19 protein-coding genes and 1 pseudogene are annotated in these 17573 nt (G+C 71.9%); 15 read left to right on the forward strand and 5 right to left on the reverse strand.

Annotation, left to right across the window (positions count from 1 at the left end; all coding sequences use genetic code 11):
• Positions 1–285: 285 nt before the first annotated feature.
• The 3 genes from ybaK to ACWD10_RS19160 all read right to left on the reverse strand — a co-directional run bounded on the left by ybaK (position 286) and on the right by ACWD10_RS19160 (position 3267).
• Positions 286–825: a Cys-tRNA(Pro) deacylase gene (ybaK, locus tag ACWD10_RS19150; RefSeq protein ID WP_451092397.1), complete on the reverse strand. Its 540-nt coding sequence runs from the start codon at positions 823–825 to the stop codon at positions 286–288.
• 29 nt (positions 826–854) lie between these two features.
• A complete protein-coding gene (locus ACWD10_RS19155; protein ID WP_451092399.1) occupies positions 855–1601 on the reverse strand; it encodes an LON peptidase substrate-binding domain-containing protein in 747 nt (248 codons plus the stop codon).
• 118 nt (positions 1602–1719) lie between these two features.
• Positions 1720–3267 carry an oxidoreductase gene (locus ACWD10_RS19160; protein WP_451092673.1) on the reverse strand — a complete coding sequence of 516 codons (1548 nt, stop codon included), beginning with the start codon at positions 3265–3267 and terminating at the stop codon, positions 1720–1722.
• A gap of 300 nt (positions 3268–3567) precedes the next feature.
• Between ACWD10_RS19160 and hisD the strand changes: the two genes are divergently transcribed.
• The 8 genes from hisD to hisF are packed head-to-tail and all read left to right on the forward strand — an operon-like array spanning position 3568 to position 9348.
• Positions 3568–4893 carry a histidinol dehydrogenase gene (gene hisD, locus ACWD10_RS19165; protein WP_451092401.1) on the forward strand — a complete coding sequence of 442 codons (1326 nt, stop codon included), beginning with the start codon at positions 3568–3570 and terminating at the stop codon, positions 4891–4893.
• On the forward strand, positions 4890–6017 hold the full coding sequence (locus ACWD10_RS19170) for a histidinol-phosphate transaminase (protein ID WP_451092403.1): 1128 nt from the start codon (positions 4890–4892) through the stop codon (positions 6015–6017). The genes hisD and ACWD10_RS19170 overlap by 4 nt, the downstream gene beginning before the upstream one ends.
• Complete coding sequence (gene hisB, locus ACWD10_RS19175) at positions 6014–6607, forward strand: imidazoleglycerol-phosphate dehydratase HisB (protein ID WP_451092405.1); 594 nt, start codon at positions 6014–6016, stop codon at positions 6605–6607. Before ACWD10_RS19170 ends, hisB begins: the two co-directional genes overlap by 4 nt.
• 2 nt (positions 6608–6609) lie before the next feature.
• The gene (locus tag ACWD10_RS19180) at positions 6610–6774 is read left to right on the forward strand and encodes a hypothetical protein (protein ID WP_451092407.1); all 165 of its coding nucleotides are present in this window, start codon (positions 6610–6612) and stop codon (positions 6772–6774) included.
• Positions 6765–7418: an imidazole glycerol phosphate synthase subunit HisH gene (gene hisH / locus ACWD10_RS19185; protein WP_451092409.1), complete on the forward strand. Its 654-nt coding sequence runs from the start codon at positions 6765–6767 to the stop codon at positions 7416–7418. The genes ACWD10_RS19180 and hisH overlap by 10 nt, the downstream gene beginning before the upstream one ends.
• A gap of 24 nt (positions 7419–7442) precedes the next feature.
• The gene (gene priA / locus ACWD10_RS19190; protein ID WP_451092411.1) at positions 7443–8201 is read left to right on the forward strand and encodes a bifunctional 1-(5-phosphoribosyl)-5-((5-phosphoribosylamino)methylideneamino)imidazole-4-carboxamide isomerase/phosphoribosylanthranilate isomerase PriA; all 759 of its coding nucleotides are present in this window, start codon (positions 7443–7445) and stop codon (positions 8199–8201) included.
• The gene (locus ACWD10_RS19195) at positions 8198–8596 is read left to right on the forward strand and encodes a RidA family protein (RefSeq protein WP_451092413.1); all 399 of its coding nucleotides are present in this window, start codon (positions 8198–8200) and stop codon (positions 8594–8596) included. Before priA ends, ACWD10_RS19195 begins: the two co-directional genes overlap by 4 nt.
• On the forward strand, positions 8593–9348 hold the full coding sequence (gene hisF / locus ACWD10_RS19200; protein ID WP_451092415.1) for an imidazole glycerol phosphate synthase subunit HisF: 756 nt from the start codon (positions 8593–8595) through the stop codon (positions 9346–9348). The genes ACWD10_RS19195 and hisF overlap by 4 nt, the downstream gene beginning before the upstream one ends.
• Before the next feature lie 189 nt (positions 9349–9537).
• Here hisF and ACWD10_RS19205 read toward each other — a convergent pair whose 3' ends face one another.
• Entirely contained in the window at positions 9538–10458 is a 921-nt protein-coding gene (locus ACWD10_RS19205; RefSeq protein ID WP_451092417.1) for a ketopantoate reductase family protein, read from the reverse strand.
• A gap of 234 nt (positions 10459–10692) precedes the next feature.
• On the opposite strand from ACWD10_RS19205, the pseudogene ACWD10_RS19210 reads away from it, so the two are divergent.
• From ACWD10_RS19210 to ACWD10_RS19220, 3 genes and pseudogenes are all read left to right on the forward strand, one after another.
• Positions 10693–11052: pseudogene (locus ACWD10_RS19210) on the forward strand (transcriptional regulator); the annotation flags it as partial.
• The gene (locus ACWD10_RS19215) at positions 11049–12425 is read left to right on the forward strand and encodes an MFS transporter (RefSeq protein ID WP_451092419.1); all 1377 of its coding nucleotides are present in this window, start codon (positions 11049–11051) and stop codon (positions 12423–12425) included. The pseudogene ACWD10_RS19210 and the gene ACWD10_RS19215, both read left to right, overlap by 4 nt.
• A 165-nt stretch (positions 12426–12590) precedes the next feature.
• A complete protein-coding gene (locus ACWD10_RS19220) occupies positions 12591–13811 on the forward strand; it encodes a cytochrome P450 family protein (protein WP_451092421.1) in 1221 nt (406 codons plus the stop codon).
• A 46-nt stretch (positions 13812–13857) separates the two neighbouring features.
• On the opposite strand, the gene ACWD10_RS19225 is transcribed toward ACWD10_RS19220, so the two are convergent.
• Positions 13858–14493 (reverse strand): TIGR03085 family metal-binding protein, encoded by a 636-nt coding sequence (locus tag ACWD10_RS19225; RefSeq protein ID WP_451092423.1) that lies wholly within the window; start codon positions 14491–14493, stop codon positions 13858–13860.
• Positions 14494–14567: 74 nt separating this feature from the next.
• Here ACWD10_RS19225 and hisI point away from each other — a divergent pair, with 74 nt between their 5' ends.
• The 4 genes from hisI to ACWD10_RS19245 all read left to right on the forward strand — a co-directional run bounded on the left by hisI (position 14568) and on the right by ACWD10_RS19245 (position 17470).
• Positions 14568–14930 (forward strand): phosphoribosyl-AMP cyclohydrolase, encoded by a 363-nt coding sequence (hisI, locus tag ACWD10_RS19230; RefSeq protein WP_451092425.1) that lies wholly within the window; start codon positions 14568–14570, stop codon positions 14928–14930.
• A 10-nt stretch (positions 14931–14940) separates the two neighbouring features.
• A complete protein-coding gene (locus ACWD10_RS19235) occupies positions 14941–16458 on the forward strand; it encodes an anthranilate synthase component I (RefSeq protein ID WP_451092427.1) in 1518 nt (505 codons plus the stop codon).
• A gap of 34 nt (positions 16459–16492) precedes the next feature.
• Entirely contained in the window at positions 16493–17152 is a 660-nt protein-coding gene (locus ACWD10_RS19240; RefSeq protein ID WP_451092429.1) for a TIGR02234 family membrane protein, read from the forward strand.
• Positions 17153–17248: 96 nt separating this feature from the next.
• Positions 17249–17470: an HGxxPAAW family protein gene (locus tag ACWD10_RS19245; RefSeq protein ID WP_451092431.1), complete on the forward strand. Its 222-nt coding sequence runs from the start codon at positions 17249–17251 to the stop codon at positions 17468–17470.
• Positions 17471–17573 lie beyond the last annotated feature (103 nt).

Here is a 17573-nt window from a genome sequence, read left to right on the forward strand (position 1 = left end):
GCTGCTGCTCGCCATCCGAAGGATGAATCAAAGAGGCGAGGCGGAGCCGCGCAGCGGCGGAGCGCACCAGACGCCGCTCCCGGCCACACGGACAGGCACCGCCCACCGCAGCCGGCCTGACCCATCGGACACGCCCTAGGCGGGCCGACGGCCGTGGTTGGACTTGCCCTTGCGGATACGCCACTTCCGCTTGCGCGTCTTCTTCGACATACCGTCGGTGCTTAACCGAGAACCCCGGATACGTCGAGAGGTCGCGCGCGACACGTCCATGCGAGGGTACGCGGTTCAGCCACGGCCGATCGGGGCGAGTACCGCGTCCGTCAGCTTCGCCAAGTCGCCCGGGGCCAGCTCGACTTCGAGGCCGCGGCGGCCCGCCGAGACGTGGATCGTGTCGTACGCCGACGCCGAGTCGTCCAGGACCGTCGGGAGCTTCTTGCGCTGCCCGAGCGGGGAGATGCCGCCGCGCACATAGCCGGTGGTGCGCTCCGCGGCCGCGGGGTCGGCCATCGTGGCGCGCTTGCCGCCGACCGCCGCCGCGAGGGCCTTCAGGTCCAGGGTGCCCGCGACCGGGACGATGGCGACGGTGAGCGCGCCGTCCACCTCGGCGACCAGCGTCTTGAAGATGCGGTCCGGCGACACCCCCATGGCCTCGGCGGCCTCCTCGCCGTACGAGGGATGCGCGGGGTCGTGCTCGTACTGGTGGACCGTGAACGGGATGTCCGCGGCGGTGAGGGCGACGGTCGCCGGGGTGCCGCCGGACTGTTGCTGCTTCCCGGACTTCCCGGACTTCCCGGACTTCGCTGAGCTCTTCGCCTTCTTCGCCATCTGCTCGGTGCCGTGCCCTTCGGTGCTCGTCAGTTCTGGCTGGTGGGCCCGCGCGTCAGGTCGATCGCGGGCAACGACGGCAGATTACGGATGACCGCGGTCTCCGTGCGAAGGAGTTTCAGCTCGTCGCGCAGCCGGGACGCGGTGTCGGGGGCCTGAAGCAGACGCTGCTTGGTCGGGGTGTCCAGGACGGCGGCCGCGGCCACCAGGTACGACACGACGGACGGCTCGTCGGGCAGTTCGGCGCCGGTGGACAGGGAGCGCTCGCGGGCCCCGGCGAGCCGCTTCTGGTAGTCCCGGAACGCGCGCAGGACGCCCGCGGCGAGGGTGCCCGCGCCCTCGCCCGGGTCCTCCGGCAACTCTTCCAACTCGGCCGTCAGGTAAGGGCCGGAGGCGTCGACGGAGAGCAGTCGGACCCGGGTCGTACCGGTGGCCAGAACCTCGAAGCTGCCGTCCTCGCGCTCCCGTACGGTGGCCGCGTCCGCGATGCAGCCGACCTTGTGGAACGCCTTGATCGGGTCGTCCCCGAAGCCGGCCGCCGGGCCGCGCTCGGGCACCGCCGTCTGGTCGGGAAGGCCGGGCGCGGTCGGGGCGACCTCGTGGCCGTCGCGGATGGCGACGACGGCGAAGCGGCGCGGCTCCTCGGAGTCCTCGGGCACGGCCTTGACGAGGTCGTGCATCATCGCGCGGTAGCGCTCCTCGAAGACGTTCAGCGGGAGCACGAGGCCCGGGAACAGGACGGTGTTGAGCGGGAAGAGCGGAAGCCGGGTGGTCACGTCTTGAAGCTTACGGATCCGGATCCGCGCCGTCGGCCTGGGTACCGGAACTGGGGGCTGCGCCCCAGACCCCCTTCGCCCTGAACGGGCTCGTGCTCAATCGCCGGACGGGCTCTATTCAGTTCCGCGACAGCAGCCGCGACGCCCCCGCCGCCACCGTCGTGGCCAGAATCCACCCCAGCAGCGTCAGCGCCGCCGACAGCCACTGCCAGTGGTCCTCGACGCGCCAGTAGCCGTCCTGCCCCAGGTTGATCACCGGGACCAGGAGGTCGAGGGCGAAGAGCGAGGGGTTCCACTCCGGGCCCTCGCCGGGCTTGATGGCCGGGGGGTGGTAGCGCGAGAACGCCACCGCGCCAAGCGCCCAGAGCACCGCCATCCACACCGCGGCCCGGCCCGGCCGGTACCCGTAGGCGACCGTCCAGTCCTGGGCGTACCCCCAGAGCTTTCCGGCCAGCGGCAGGGTCTCGCGGCGGCGGCGCTGCTTGGCGAGGAGCACCTCGCGGGCGTCGGCGTCCTCGCCGCTGTTGCGCAGTACGGTGGCGAGTTTCTCGTACGGTTCCGGGCTGTACTCGGGGGTCGCGGCCGCCAGCCACTCCAGGCGGCGGGTGAGTGGGAAGCTGCCGCGCGGGACGAGGTTCTCGTACGTGAAGCCGCCGACCCGGAAGGCGCCCGGGCCCGGCCAACTCGTCGACTTGTCGACCAGGTTGACGATCCGGGCGCCGGACAGGACTATCACGCCGCGCTCCGGACGGTCGCCGAGGAAGCGGAGCTCGGGCGTCTGGATGCGGCGCATCGAGATCTCCTGCTCGCTCTCCAGGACTAAGCGGGCCTGCTCGAGGTCGACCGCGTCCCCGAACCGCCCGTCGTCCAGGCGGATCCCGCCGTGGCACTCGAAGCGCTGCACCCGCACGCCCCGCGCCGGGGTCGTGCCCGCCTGGTAGCCGCTGCCGCCGACCGCGGCGGGCGTCAGATACAGGGTGCGCTCCACGGTCAGCTGCGGGGCGTTGAGCGCCTTGCTGCCGTACGGGTTGGTGAGCCGGCTGCCGCGCAGGCTGAGCGACACGCCGACCTGGGCGCCGCGCAGGCTGAGCTCGCCGTGCGCCTCCACCATCTCGGCCTGGAGGTCCTGGCCGACGGAGAGGCCGTCGGCGACGATCGCGCGGCCAAGCCGGTCGCGGTGCACCACGGTCTGGTTGAGCAGCAGGTCGGTGCCGATCTGCGCGTCCGTGAGCCGGATCCCGCGGTGCACCCGGCAGCGGGCCAGATGCAGATCGCCCTCGGTGTGCAGGCGGGCCGCCTCGAACCGCGGAATGGAGCAGTCCACCAGGCGCAGAGTGGTGAAGTGGCTCTCCGGGAGCAGGATTTCCTTCTCGAAGCGGCAGTTGTGCAGTTCGACGTACGGCTCCACCTGGCCGCCCGCGACGTCGAGGGTCCCGGTGATCTGCACCCCGACGAGCTTGATCGAGGAGACCCGGCCGGGCAGCGCGGGCGGCCCGGCCAGCATCAGGAGGCTCACCAGGCGGGCCCGCACGCTGCGCTCCGGGCCCCACGGGAGGCCGCCGTGCGGGTCGTCCACCTCGGCGTCGCCGCTGGACAGGTCGTACCTGGTGCCGTTCTGGAACGCCTGCCACATGCCCATCTCGGCCGCCGTGAGGTCGTCCGGCATGTCCGTGTCCTGAGCGTCCGACACTCGCGCTCTTCCTCCCCGTAGTCCCCGTAGTCCCCGAAGCCCCCGTGGTCCCCGAAGTCCCCGTGATTCCCCAACACCCCGTACGCGCCGTGGTCCCCGTAATCCCGTACCGGCTGGTACATCTGTTCATGCCCGCTGTGTGACGGGCTGAACGCTAGTGGTGAATGGGATCTTCCGGGTCTTGTATCAGCCAGTGAGCAGCCAGTGATCAGGGGCTTGTATCAGCGATTGATACAGGCGTCCGGGGTGCGATGTCCGTCTGAGAGAATTGGTTCCGTGATCTCCCGAATCGATCTGCGCGGCGACGCCCTTCCTGAGGGCTCAGCCCTGCGCGACCTGCTGCCCCGAGCCGAGTTCGACGTTGCGGCCGCCCTGGACAAGGTGCGTCCCATCTGCGAGGACGTGCATCATCGTGGCGACGCGGCGCTGATCGAGTACGCGAAGAAGTTCGACGGTGTGGAGCTCGAGCGGGTCCGGGTGCCCGCCGAGGCGCTCGATCGCGCCCTTGCCGAGCTCGACCCGGACGTACGGGCCGCCCTCGAAGAGTCGATCAAGCGGGCCCGCGCCGTCCACCGCGAGCAGCGCCGCGCCCCGCACACCACCCAGGTCGTGCCCGGCGGCACCGTGACCGAGAAGTGGGTGCCGGTCGAGCGCGTCGGCCTGTACGCGCCGGGCGGCCGGTCCGTATACCCCTCGTCCGTGGTCATGAACGTGGTCCCCGCGCAGGAGGCCGGGGTCGGCTCGGTGGCGCTCGCCTCGCCGCCGCAGCGTGAGTTCGATGGTCTGCCGCACCCGACGATCCTCGCGGCCTGCGCCCTGCTCGGCGTCGACGAGGTGTACGCGGCCGGGGGCGCCCAGGCCGTGGCGATGTTCGCGTACGGCACCGAGTCCTGCGCCCCGGCGAACATGGTCACCGGGCCCGGGAACATCTGGGTCGCCGCCGCCAAGCGGTACTTCACCGGCAAGATCGGCATCGACACCGAGGCCGGGCCGACCGAGATCGCGGTGCTCGCCGACGACACCGCCGACGCCGCGCACGTCGCCTCCGACCTGATCAGCCAGGCCGAGCACGACCCCATGGCCGCGGCCGTCCTGGTCACCGACTCCGTGGTGCTCGCCGACGCGGTCGCCAAGGAGCTGGAGCCGCAGGTCGCCGCGACCAAGCACATCGAGGACCGGATCAAGCCCGCCCTCGCGGGCAAGCAGTCCGCGATCGTCCTGGTCGACGGCCTGGACGAGGGCCTCAGGGTCGTCGACGCGTACGGCGCCGAGCACCTGGAGATCCAGACCGCCGACGCCGCCGCGGTCGCGGAGCGGGTCAAGAACGCGGGCGCGATCTTCGTCGGCCCGTGGGCGCCGGTCTCGCTCGGGGACTACTGCGCGGGCTCCAACCACGTGCTGCCCACCGGCGGCTGCGCCTGCCACTCCTCGGGCCTGTCCGTGCAGTCCTTCCTGCGCGGCATCCACATCGTCGACTACACCCGCGACGCGCTCGCGGAGGTCGCCCACCACGTGGTGACCCTCGCCGAGGCCGAGGACCTGCCCGCGCACGGGGCGGCGATCAAGGCACGGTTCGAGTGGAAGGTGCCGCAGAGCAAGTGACCCGGATTGATGACCTTCCCGTCCGCGACGAACTGCGCGGCAAGTCCCCGTACGGCGCGCCGCAGCTCGACGTGCCCGTGCGCCTGAACACCAACGAGAACCCGTACCCGCTGCCCGAACCGCTGGTCGAGCGGATCGCGGAGCGGGTCCGCGAGGCGGCCCGCGGCCTGAACCGCTACCCGGACCGGGACGCGATCGAGCTCCGCACCGAGCTGGCCCGCTACCTCACCCGCACCGGCAAGTACGAGCTCGGCGTCGAGAACGTCTGGGCGGCCAACGGCTCCAACGAAATCCTCCAGCAGCTGCTTCAGACCTTCGGCGGACCCGGCCGCAGTGCGATCGGCTTCGAGCCCTCGTACTCGATGCACGCGCTGATCTCCCGCGGCACCGGCACCGGCTGGATCTCCGGCCCGCGGCACGAGGACTTCTCCCTCGACGTGCCCGCGGCCGAGAAGGCGATCGCCGAGCACCGCCCGGACGTCGTCTTCATCACCACGCCGAACAACCCGACCGGCACCGCCGTACCGCCCGAGACGGTGCTTGCCCTGTACGAGGCCGCGCAGGCCGCCAAGCCGTCCCTGGTGGTCGTCGACGAGGCGTACATCGAGTTCAGCCACGGCGACTCGCTGCTCCCGCTGCTCGAGGGCCGTCCGCATCTCGTCATCTCGCGCACCATGTCCAAGGCGTTCGGCGCCGCGGGCCTGCGCCTCGGCTATCTGGCCGCCGACCCGGCGGTGGTGGACGCGGTGCAGCTCGTCCGGCTTCCGTACCACCTGTCGGCCGTCACGCAGGCCACCGCACTGGCCGCGCTCGAGCACACCGACACCCTGCTCGGCTACGTTGATCAGCTCAAGCAGGAGCGGGACCGTCTGGTCACCGAGTTGCGCGCGATCGGCTACGAGGTCACCGAGTCGGACGCGAACTTCGTACAGTTCGGCCGGTTCGAGGGCGAGGGCGGCGCGCACGCCGTCTGGCAGAAGATCCTCGACCGGGGTGTCCTGGTCCGGGACAACGGCGTACCGGGCTGGCTGCGGGTGACCGCGGGCACGCCCGCCGAGAACGACGCGTTCCTCGATGCGGTACGCGAACTCAAGAAGGAAACGGAACAGGAGCAGAGCGCATGAGTCGCGTCGGCCGCGTAGAGCGCACCACCAAGGAGACCTCGGTCCTCGTCGAGATCGACCTCGACGGCACCGGCAAGGTCGACGTGTCGACGGGTGTGGGCTTCTACGACCACATGCTCGACCAGCTCGGCCGCCACGGCCTCTTCGACCTCACCGTCAAGACCGAGGGCGACCTGCACATCGACTCGCACCACACCATCGAGGACACCGCCCTCGCGCTCGGCGCCGCCTTCAAGCAGGCCCTCGGCGACAAGGTGGGCATCTACCGCTTCGGTAACTGCACGGTCCCGCTGGACGAGTCGCTGGCCCAGGTGACCGTCGACCTCTCCGGGCGCCCGTACCTCGTGCACACCGAGCCGGAGAACATGGCGCCGATGATCGGCGAGTACGACACCACCATGACCCGGCACATCTTCGAGTCGTTCGTCGCCCAGGCCCAGGTCGCCATGCACATCCACGTGCCGTACGGCCGCAACGCCCACCACATCGTGGAGTGCCAGTTCAAGGCGCTCGCCCGGGCGCTGCGCTACGCCTCCGAGCGGGACCCGCGCGCGGCCGGGATCCTCCCCTCCACGAAGGGCGCGCTGTAGCCATGACCGGCCTGTCCGCACTGCTGATCTTCGTCGGGCTCTTCCTGCTCGGCGGGGTCTACTCCTTCGTCAAACAGAAGCAGTCCAAGAGCCTGATCACCCTGCTCTCCATCGGTGCCGCAATGTGCCTCGTCGCGGGCGTTCTCCGTCTGGAGGTGTGGAATTGACCTCCGCAGCACCTAAGAAGGTCGTCGTCTTCGACTACGGCTTCGGCAACGTACGCTCCGCCGAGCGCGCCCTCGCCCGCGCGGGCGCCGACGTCGAGATCACCCGGGACTACGACAAGGCCATGAACGCCGACGGGCTGCTCGTGCCCGGCGTCGGCGCCTTCGCCGCCTGCATCAAGGGCCTGAAGGAGGCGCGCGGCGACTGGGTCGTGGAGCGCCGCCTGGCCGGTGGGCGGCCCGTGATGGGCATCTGCGTCGGCATGCAGATCCTGTTCTCGCGCGGCATCGAGCACGGCGTCGAGGCCGAGGGCCTGGACGAGTGGCCCGGCACCGTCGGGCCCCTCAAGGCCGACGTGGTGCCGCACATGGGCTGGAACACCGTCGACGCCCCGCCCGCCTCGGAGCTCTTCAAGGGCCTGGACGCGGACGCGCGCTACTACTTCGTGCACTCGTACGCCGTCCACGACTGGACCTTGCAGGCCACGAACCCGGCGATGCGCGCCCCGATCGTCACCTGGACCACGCACGGCGCCCCGTTCGTCGCCGCCGTCGAGAACGGCGCGCTGTGGGCCACCCAGTTCCACCCCGAGAAGTCGGGAGACGTCGGCGCCCAGCTCCTGACCAACTGGATCAACACCTTCTGACCACCCGCTGACCACCCTCGAGAAATGGCTGCGAACCCGCACATGCCCGCGAACAAGCTCGAACTCCTGCCCGCCGTCGACGTCCGCGACGGCCAGGCGGTCCGCCTGGTGCACGGCGAGTCCGGCACCGAGACCTCCTACGGCTCCCCCCTCGAGGCGGCCCTGGCCTGGCAGCGCTCCGGCGCCGAGTGGCTCCATCTCGTGGACCTGGACGCGGCGTTCGGCACCGGCGACAACCGTGAGCTGATCGCCGAGGTGGCGGAGCGCATGGCAGAACTGCACATCAAGGTGGAGCTCTCCGGCGGCATCCGCGACGACGCCTCGCTCGCCGCCGCCCTCGCCACCGGCTGCACCCGCGTCAACCTCGGCACCGCCGCCCTGGAGACCCCCGAGTGGGTCGCCAAGGTCATCGCCGAGCACGGCGACAAGATCGCGGTCGGCCTCGACGTCCGCGGCACGACGCTGCGCGGCCGCGGCTGGACCCGGGACGGCGGCGACCTCTACGAGACCCTGGACCGCCTCAACAAGGAGGGCTGCGCGCGGTACGTCGTCACGGACATCGCCAAGGACGGCACCCTCCAGGGCCCCAACCTGGAGCTCCTGAAGAACGTCTGCGCGGCCACCGACCGGCCCGTCGTCGCCTCCGGCGGCGTCTCGTCCCTGGACGACCTGCGGGCCATCGCCGAGCTCGTACCGCTCGGCGTCGAGGGCTCGATCGTCGGCAAGGCCCTCTACGCGAAGGCGTTCACGCTGGAAGAGGCGCTGGCGGCGGTGTCGTCATGACATCCGTACGGCGGGTGCAGAGCGGCAGCCCCTGGGAGGAGGCCTTCGGCTTCGCGCGCGCCGTCGCGGTGGGCGACCGCGTCGTGGTCGGCGGGACCACGTCGTTCCGGGACAGCGTCCTGTACGGCGAGGGAGACCCGTACCAGCAGACGCGCGTCGCCTTCACCAACGCCCTCCAAGCGATCGCGGAGTTCGGCCTCGGCGCCGACTCCGTGATCCGCACCCGCATGTACCTGACCCATGCACGGGACGTCGACGAGGCGGGCCGCGCCCACAAGGAACTCTTCGACGCGGTACGCCCCGTGACCACGCTGGCCGTCGTCAGCGGCTTCGTCGACCCGCGCATCCTGGTCGAAGTGGAACTGGAAGCACACAGAGGAGCCGTGGAGTCATGACCCTGGCAGTCCGAGTCATCCCCTGCCTGGACGTCGACAACGGCCGGGTCGTCAAGGGCGTCAACTTCCAGAACCTGCGGGACGCGGGCGACCCCGTCGAGATGGCCAAGGTGTACGACACCGAGGGCGCCGACGAGCTGACGTTCCTGGACATCACCGCCTCGTCGGGCAACCGCGAGACGACGTACGACGTGGTGCGCCGCACCGCCGAGCAGGTCTTCATCCCGCTGACGGTCGGCGGCGGCGTCCGTACCGCCGAGGACGTGGACAAGCTGCTTCGCGCGGGCGCGGACAAGGTCGGCGTGAACACGGCGGCGATCGCCCGCCCCGAGCTGATCCGCGAGATCGCCGAGCGCTTCGGGCGGCAGGTGCTCGTCCTGTCGGTGGACGCGCGCCGGACAGCGAGCGGCTCCTTCGAAGTCACCACGCACGGCGGCCGCAAGTCCGCGGGCATCGACGCGGTCGAATGGGCGCACCAGGCCGCCGAGTTGGGCGCCGGAGAGATCCTGCTCAACTCGATGGACGCCGACGGCACCAAGGACGGCTACGACATCGAGATGATCGAGGCGGTACGCAAGCACGTCACCGTCCCCGTCATCGCCTCCGGCGGCGCCGGCCGCCTGGAGCACTTCCCGTCGGCCATCGCGGCGGGCGCGGACGCGGTGCTCGCGGCCTCGGTGTTCCACTTCGGGGATCTGCGGATCGGCGAAGTCAAGAACACGCTGCGCACCGCGGGCCACCCGGTGCGCTGACGCGCAAGGTCCCACGGCACGCCCCTGTCACGCTTCGTACCGTCGGCTCGGGTGCCGCCCCTGAGAGCTGCGCCCCCAGACCCCGCTTCGTCGCGCTGAACGCGCTCGTCCTCAAACGCCGGACGGGCTGATTATTGCCCCCGGGCACGGCCCCGTGCGCTGACGACGCACGGGGCGCCGTCCGAACGGCTACGCGCCGCCCTCGACCTCCGCGACGAGCCGGGCCGTCACCGGCACCTCGATGCCGTGCCGGGCGGCCGCCCGCAGCACCGAGCCGCCGATGGCATCCGCCTCCAGGGGCCGCCCTGCCGCCCCCTTCTCGGCGGCTCGCTGCATCGAGGACTTCGTCCCGTACGGCATCCGCTCCATGAACCGGAGCAGCGCCTCGGTGTCGACGGCCGCACCGACCGCCGTGGCCACGGCGTCGAACTCCTCGATGACGGCGAGCATTTCGTCCCGCCGCTCGGTGCGCACCTGCCCCACGGTGATGCCGTACCGGGTGCTCAGGAGCGCCATCGGCAGCAGGATCGACAGCTTGCCCCAGAGCATCGCGGTCTCGTCGTCCCGGACGGTGACCTCGAGGCCCGCCCCGCCGAGGACGTCGGCGAGCGCCGCCACGCGCGCGGGCGGCGCGGTCCGGCTGCCCACCTCGACGAGGGCGAACGGTGTGGTGTGCGCGATGACGCCGGGCGCGGTCCGGGTGGACTCGGCCCGGATGGTGCCGGGCACGACCTGCTCGGCCGGGTAGCGCTTGCGCAGGACGTCGACATGCTCGAAGCCGTTGAGCAGCGGCAGCACAAGTCCCTTGCCCAGGACGGCCGGTGGCACCCGGTCGAGCGCCGCCTCCAGGTCGGTCTCCTTGGGCGAGACGAGCACGGCGTCCACGGGCTCGCGCAGCTCGGTGTCGGCGGTCACGCGCACGTCGAACTCGCCGAACTGTTCACTGCGTACGGTCAGGCCCCGCTCATTGAGCACGGCGGCGGTCTCCTCGCGCGCGAGACAGATCACCCGGTGTCCGGCGCGCGCGAGCAGCCCGCCGACGAGCCCGCCGATACCACCGGGGCCGAGCACGGCCACGGTCCAAGTCGCGGAAGCAGAAGTCGTGTTCATGGACGGAGCGTGCCAGACGGCGTCGAGCCGATCACCTCTGTGGTTGGAATGTGAGACGGCTGTCCGGGATGCGGGACAATGCCAGACTGTGGGGATGCGCGATTTCTGCTGCAAAGGCGGCGTAGGGGCCGGGCCGAAGCCGAGTGAGGTCGCGAGGTGCGCATGCACTGCTCGATGATTGTGGCCGCCTCGTGCGGACCTCGGGGTGGTTGCGGCACGAGGAGCAGGCAGCACAAGCGCTGGTGGCGCCCGTCGGCGCAGACCGTGAGCATCCGCGACGAGGACTTCAGCGGCGAACCCGGCCGGGCCGCCGCGCACACCTCCGTGACCCGGCTCTTCTTCGAGCAGCGCGCCGACCTCTACCGCCGCTACCTCGACGAGCAGCGCGCCTGGTCGGCCGAGTGGCGCACCGCCGCGATCGACTCCGAGTACCTGCCGCGGCTCACCGCCGCCGAACTGGCCGAGCTGCCCCGCGAGTTGGAAACGCTCCTGAAGAAGTACGACGCCATCGGGCGGGCCGCCGAAGAAGCGGGCGACACCGAGGGCCGGGAGAACGTGGCGGTGCACATCTACGGCTTCCCGTTCCGGTCATGAGCACCGAGGCCCGGATACCCGGGACGGGTGCGCCCGCCCCCGCCGAGCGGCCCGCCCACCGCGACGGCAACGTACTGCGCTGGCTCGGCGCCTACACCGCGACGGCCATCGGCGACGCCGTCTACTTCGTGGCCCTCGCCTGGGCCGCCACCCGGAGCGGCGACCCCGGGCAGGCCGGTCTCGTGCTCGCCGTGGGCGCGGTGCCGCGCGCGGTGCTCATGCTGGTCGGGGGAGTGGTCGCCGACCGGTTCGGACCGCGCCGGGTCGTCATCGGCTCGGACGCCGCGCGCTGCCTGGTGATCCTCGCGGTCGCCGCCGTCCTGGCCGTGGCCACACCGGGGCTGTGGCTGCTGCTGCCGCTCGCGCTCGTCTTCGGCACGGTCGACGCGCTGTTCCTGCCCGCCGTCGGCGCCCTGCCGCCCCGGCTCACCACCCCCGGCCAACTCGCCCGGGTCCAGGGCATGCGCGGCCTCGCCGCCCGCATCGCCCTGATCGGCGGCGCCCCGCTGGGTGGCGCGGCGGTCACGGTCGGGGGATCGGCGGCGGCGTTCGGCGTGGCGGGGGTGCTGTTCGCGGTGTCTCTCGGGCTGCTGCTCGCGGTACGACTGGGGCCGGTGGCGGGCGGGCCGGTGGCGAGTGGGGCTGGCGCTGCGGGGGCCTGTGATCCCGATGGGGCGGGCGCGGCGGGCGCCGGTGATCCAAAGCCTGGCCCCACAGACTCCGACGATCCCCGGCCCGGCCTGGCGGAATCCGGCGATCCCGAACCCGGCCCCCTGCGCCAACTCCTCGACGGCCTCCGCTACATCCGTCGGCACCGGCTCCTCGCGCCGCTGCTCCTGGCGACCGCCGTCGGTGAGATCGGGTTCTCCGGGCCCGCGAATATCGGGCTCGTGCTGCTCGCCGACGAGCGGGGCTGGGGCGCCTCCGGGATGTCCCTGGTCATCGCCGGGTTCGGGGTCGGCGCGGGCGGCGCGTCGCTGCTGCTCGCGGTGCGCGGTCGGCTGCCGCGCGCCGGGGCCGTGCTCTGCGTCGCGCTCGTGGCCGGGGCCGTGCTGCTCGCCGCGCTCGCCTTCGCGCCGTCCGTGCCGGTCGCGGCGCTCGCCGGGTGCGGCATCGGGCTGTTCGTCGGCCTGAACGGTGCGCTCTGTGCCGCGCTCATCCAGACCTCCGCCGCGCCCGCCCTGATCGGCCGGGTCACCTCCGTCTCGACCCTGTTCACGATGGGCGTCGCGCCGCTCTGCTACCCGGTCGTGGGCGGCGCCATCGGACTCTGGGGCAGCGGCCCGGTCTTCGTCGCCGGGGCAGCGCTCTCCGCCGGTGGCGGCGTGTTCGGGCTCTGCGTCACCGCGCTGCGGCGCGCCCAACTCCCGTAAGAAACACGCTCAACTCCCGTAAGACAAGGGCAAGTTGACGCCTGCGGGGACCTGGTGGCGTACCACTGAATGGCTCGAATGACCCTGTGGAGGAAGATCGGTCGCGGGTAGCGTCCAGAGGTATCCGCCCCATTCGCCTGGGATCGACCGTTCCACGGGGGAAACATGCCGACCGAACCCGCCGTCGACCTGCTCCACCTCAGCCCGGACTTCACTCGGAACCCGTACCCCGTCTACGCCGCCCTGCGCGAGCGCGGCCCGGTGCACCGCGCCCGCACCCCCGACGGCATGGAGCGCTGGCTCGTCGTCGGACACGAGGCCTGCCGGGCCGCCCTCACCGACCCGCGCATCACCCGCGACATCCGCAAGGCCCAGGTCGACCCCAACGACCTCGGCACGTCCCCGGACAGCCCCACCCTCACCCACATGCTGCTGCGCGAGCCACCCGACCACACCCGGCTACGCCGCCTGGTGGCCCGCGAGTTCAGCCCCCGCAGGATCGCCGCGCTCGCCCCGCGCATCCAGGAGGTCACCGACGGACTGCTCGACGCCATGCTCGCCGACGGCGGCGGCGACCGCACGGCCGACCTGATCGAGGCGCTCGCCTTCCCGCTGCCGATGACCGTCATCTGCGAGCTGCTCGGCGTGCCCGAACTCGACCGCGACTCCTTCCGTACGTGGTCGAACGCGGCCGTCTCCTCCGAGAAGGCCGCCGAGCGCGCCCCCGCCTTCAACGCCATCGGCCACTACCTCGACGAACTGATCCGCACCCGCCGCAAGACCCCCGGCGCCCACGACGACCTGCTCAGCGCCCTGATCCACACCGTGGACGAGGGCGGCGACCGGCTCACCGGGGACGAGCTGATCGGCATGTCCCTGCTGCTGCTCATCGCGGGCCACGAGACCACGGTCAACCTCATCGGCAACGGCGTACGCGCCCTGTTCGCCCACCCCGACCAGCTGGACCTGCTCCGCGCCGACCCCGACGGCCTGCTCGACGGCGCCATCGAGGAGATGCTGCGCTTCGACGGTCCGGTGGAGACCGCGACGCCGCGCTGGACCACGGAACCCGTGGAACTCGACGGCACCGTCATCCCGGAAGGCGCCGTCGTCCTGGTCGCCCTCGCCGACGCCGACCGCACCCCCGCACGCTTCCCGGACCCGGACCGCTTCGACATCCGCCGGGACGCACGCGGCCACATCGCCTTCGGCCACGGCCTGCACTACTGTCTCGGCGCACCCCTCGCCCGCCTGGAGGGCCGCATCGCCATCGGCACCCTCCTGCGGCGGTGCCCGAACCTCGCACCGGCCACGGAGGAGTCCGAACTCGCCTGGATCACGGGCATGTTGATGCGGGGGACGAGGAGCCTGCCGGTGCGGTGGTGACCGAGTAGCCCACCGGGGCCCAGGTCATAGCCCACCGGGGCCCAGGTCAGAGCCCCAACTGCTTGGCGCCGTGCAGCCGCTCGATCGCGTCCTTGTCGCCCTCCACGTCCACCCGGGCCTGGTCCTGCCGCCCGAACGCGAACATGGTCAGCTCGCCCGGCTCACCCGTGACCGTCACCACCGGCGTGCCCCGGTGCCCCACCGCCGTCTGGCCGTCCGGGCGGCGCAGGACCAGACCCACCGGCGCGCTGCGGCACAGGAGCCGGGACGCCTTCTCCAGGCGGTTCCACAGGGCGTCCGCGAAGACCGGGTCCAGGGTGCGCGGGCTCCAGCCCTCCTGCGCCCGGCGTACGTCCTCGGTGTGCACGAAGAACTCCACCGCGTTCGCCGCCTCGTCCACCGGCTTCAGGGCGTACGGCGAGAACCGCGGCGGGCCCGTACGGATCAGCTGGATCAGCTCCTCGTACGGCTTCGCGGCGAACTCGGCCTGCACCCGCTCGAGCCGGTCGGCGAGCGCCTTGATCAGGATGCCGCCCGCGGCGTCCGGTCGTCGCTCCCGCACCACCACATGGGCGGCCAGGTCGCGGGTGTTCCAGCCCTCGCACAGAGTGGGGGCGTCCGGGCCCGCGGCCTCCAACAGGTCGGCGAGGAGCAGCCGTTCACGCTTCGCATGGGTCGACATGGTGCAAGGCTAATCCCGCGGCGCGTGGTCCGCCCAGTGGACGGTCCCGGGGAGGGCTCTGCGTACCCGGCACAATGGGCCCCATGAGCAGCAGCAATCTCGATCCCGCCATCGCCCGGCGGCTCAAGCGCAGTGCCGACGGGCTCCTTCCGGCCATCGCCCAGCAGTACGACACCGGCGAGGTGCTCATGCTCGGCTGGATGGACGACGAGGCGCTGCATCGCACGCTCACCACCGGCCGCTGCACCTACTGGTCCCGCAGTCGCCAGGAGTACTGGGTCAAGGGTGACACCTCGGGCCACTTCCAGCACGTCAAGTCCGTCGCCCTCGATTGCGACGCCGACACCGTCCTCGTCAAGGTCGACCAGGTCGGCGCCGCCTGCCACACCGGAGCCCGCACCTGCTTCGACGCCGACGTGCTCCCCGTCACTCAGTAGGGTCGGCCGCATGGACCTCGAGACGTTCCGCAAGCTCGCCGCCGACCGCCGCGTCATCCCCGTCAGCCGGAAACTCCTGGCCGACGGCGACACCCCCGTGGGCCTCTACCGCAAGCTCGCCAAGGAGCGCCCCGGTACCTTCCTGCTCGAGTCGGCGGAGAACGGCCGGTCCTGGTCGCGTTACTCCTTCATCGGCGTACGCAGCGACGCCACCCTCACCGAACGCGACGGCCAGGTGCACTGGCTGGGCACCCCGCCCGTCGGCGTACCCACCGACGGCGACCCGCTGAAGGCCCTGCGCGCCACCGTCGAGGCCCTGCACACCCCGCGCGACCTGCACGACGGCATGCCGCCCTTCACCGGCGGCATGGTCGGCTACCTCGGCTACGACATCGTGCGCAGGCTCGAAAAGATCGGGCCCGGCGACCGCGACGATCTGCGGCTGCCCGAGCTGACCATGCTGCTCACCAGCGACCTGGCGGTCCTTGACCACTGGGACGGCTCGGTCCAGCTCATCGCCAACGCCATCAACCACAACGACCTCGACACCGGCGTCGACGAGGCGTACGCGGACGCGGTGGCCCGGCTCGACGCCATGGCCGCCGACCTCGCCGAGCCCGTCGCGCAGACCCCGGTCGCGCTGCCGGAATCCGCGCTGCCGGAGTTCACGGCGCTGTGGGGCGGCGCGGACTACCAGGACGCCGTCGAGGACATCAAGGAACGCATCCGGGCCGGTGAGGCCTTCCAGGTGGTGCCCTCGCAGCGGTTCGAAACCCCTTGTACGGCAAGCCCGTTGGACGTCTACCGGGTGCTTCGGGCCACCAATCCGTCGCCGTACATGTACCTGTTCCGGTTCCCCTCCGGGGACGGCGCGGCGTTCGACGTGGTCGGCTCGTCCCCCGAGGCCCTCGTCAAGGTCGAGGACGGCCGCGCCATGGTGCACCCCATCGCGGGCACCCGGCCGCGCGGCGCGACCCCGCAGGAGGACCAGGCCCTCGCCGACGAACTGCTCGCCGACCCCAAGGAGCGCGCCGAGCACCTGATGCTCGTCGACCTCGGCCGCAACGACCTGGGCCGGGTCTGCACCCCCGGCACCGTCGAGGTCGTCGACTTCATGTCGATCGAGAAGTACTCGCACGTCATGCACATCGTCTCGACCGTCACCGGACAGGTCGCCGAGGGCCGCACCGCCTTCGACGTGCTCACCGCCTGCTTCCCCGCCGGCACCCTCTCCGGCGCTCCCAAGCCGCGCGCCATGCAGATCATCGACGAGCTCGAGCCCTCCCGGCGCGGCGTCTACGGCGGCTGCGTCGGCTACCTCGACTTCGCCGGCGACTCGGACACGGCCATCGCCATCCGTACCGCCCTGCTCCGTGACGGCACCGCCTATGTCCAGGCGGGCGCGGGCGTCGTGGCCGACTCCGACCCGGTCGCCGAGGACACCGAGTGCCGGAACAAGGCGGCCGCCGTACTGCGCGCCGTACACAGCGCCAACCGCCTGCACGCGCCCGTAAGGGACGAGTCGTGAACCGCTTGAACGCACCCGCGGACCGTGAGGGATAGTGGAGGGCGTGACTTCCGCAGCCGTACCCAAGGCCCAAGCCGAAGCCGCCCGCGCGACCACGACGCAGGGCGGTAGCGGCCGCCGCAGCCTCGCGGCCGCCCTGCTGCTCGGCGCACTCGGCGCCACCGTCGCGCTGCTCGCCTCCATGCAGATCTGGTCCGAGGGCGAGGCCGCCACGGCCGGTGGCGCCCTCACCCAGGCCGCCAAGGGCAGCGACGTCACCGGCGCTCCCGCCGCCCTCGCCATAGTCGGTCTCGCCGCCCTCGTCGCGGTCTTCGCGGTACGCCGCACGGGCCGCGTCGTCGTCTCGGCCCTGCTCACCCTGAGCGGCGCGGGGATCGTGGCGGCCGCACTCCTCGGCGCCGAGGACACCGCGGCCCTCGACGAGAAGGCGGCCACGGCCACCGGCAACGCGACCGCCACCATCGACGCCGTCCACCACACCGCCTGGCCCTACGTCGCGGCCGTCGGCGGCCTGCTGCTCCTCGCGGCGGGTCTGCTCGCGCTGCGCTTCGGGGCGCGGTGGCCCGCGATGTCCGGCAAGTACGAGCGCAGCCCGCGCCGCACCGCCCGCGCCACGGCCACGTCCACCACGGACACAGCCCGTCCCGAGGACTTGTGGAAGGCCCTGGACCGGGGCGAGGACCCCACGGGTTAGGGCATCGCCCGAGGTCCGTCCGGGGGGCCTCGGGGGCATTTACGGCGGCCCCATACAATGGGCTTGAGCGTTCGATCGTCACACGAGGAGCAAGCCATGGCGCAAGGCCACGGACACACCCCGGCCGCTTGGACCGGGGTCATCATCGCCATCATCGGCTTCTGCGTCTCCGGCGCCTTCATGGTGATGAGCCAGCCGCTCGGCTTCTGGGCCGGCATGGTCATCGTCGCCCTCGGTGGCGTCGTCGGTGCCGCCATGCGGGCCGCGGGCCTCGGCCAGCCGAAGGCCTCAGCCCAGCTGGCGCCCTCGGAGAGCTGACCCGAGCGCTGCTTTCGTACCCGGCCGAGGGGCGGGACCGACATCCGGTCCCGCCCCTCGCGCATGCGCGGCGGCATTGCCCCGTACGCCCCCGCCCACGGGC

Source organism: Streptomyces sp. NPDC002851 (genome assembly GCF_053591935.1).

Bases quoted from the DNA above. Each gene is read 5' to 3' on its own strand.
- ybaK (WP_451092397.1), bottom strand. From the start codon at position 825: ATGGCGAAGAAGGCGAAGAGCTCAGCGAAGTCCGGGAAGTCCGGGAAG.
- ACWD10_RS19160 (WP_451092673.1), bottom strand. From the start codon at position 3,267: ATGCCGGACGACCTCACGGCGGCCGAGATGGGCATGTGGCAGGCGTTC.
- hisB (WP_451092405.1), top strand. From the start codon at position 6,014: ATGAGTCGCGTCGGCCGCGTAGAGCGCACCACCAAGGAGACCTCGGTC.
- ACWD10_RS19180 (WP_451092407.1), top strand. From the start codon at position 6,610: ATGACCGGCCTGTCCGCACTGCTGATCTTCGTCGGGCTCTTCCTGCTC.
- priA (WP_451092411.1), top strand. From the start codon at position 7,443: ATGGCTGCGAACCCGCACATGCCCGCGAACAAGCTCGAACTCCTGCCC.
- ACWD10_RS19195 (WP_451092413.1), top strand. From the start codon at position 8,198: ATGACATCCGTACGGCGGGTGCAGAGCGGCAGCCCCTGGGAGGAGGCC.
- hisF (WP_451092415.1), top strand. From the start codon at position 8,593: ATGACCCTGGCAGTCCGAGTCATCCCCTGCCTGGACGTCGACAACGGC.
- ACWD10_RS19205 (WP_451092417.1), bottom strand. From the start codon at position 10,458: ATGAACACGACTTCTGCTTCCGCGACTTGGACCGTGGCCGTGCTCGGC.
- ACWD10_RS19215 (WP_451092419.1), top strand. From the start codon at position 11,049: ATGAGCACCGAGGCCCGGATACCCGGGACGGGTGCGCCCGCCCCCGCC.
- ACWD10_RS19220 (WP_451092421.1), top strand. From the start codon at position 12,591: ATGCCGACCGAACCCGCCGTCGACCTGCTCCACCTCAGCCCGGACTTC.
- ACWD10_RS19225 (WP_451092423.1), bottom strand. From the start codon at position 14,493: ATGTCGACCCATGCGAAGCGTGAACGGCTGCTCCTCGCCGACCTGTTG.
- hisI (WP_451092425.1), top strand. From the start codon at position 14,568: ATGGGCCCCATGAGCAGCAGCAATCTCGATCCCGCCATCGCCCGGCGG.
- ACWD10_RS19235 (WP_451092427.1), top strand. From the start codon at position 14,941: ATGGACCTCGAGACGTTCCGCAAGCTCGCCGCCGACCGCCGCGTCATC.
- ACWD10_RS19245 (WP_451092431.1), top strand. From the start codon at position 17,249: ATGGCGCAAGGCCACGGACACACCCCGGCCGCTTGGACCGGGGTCATC.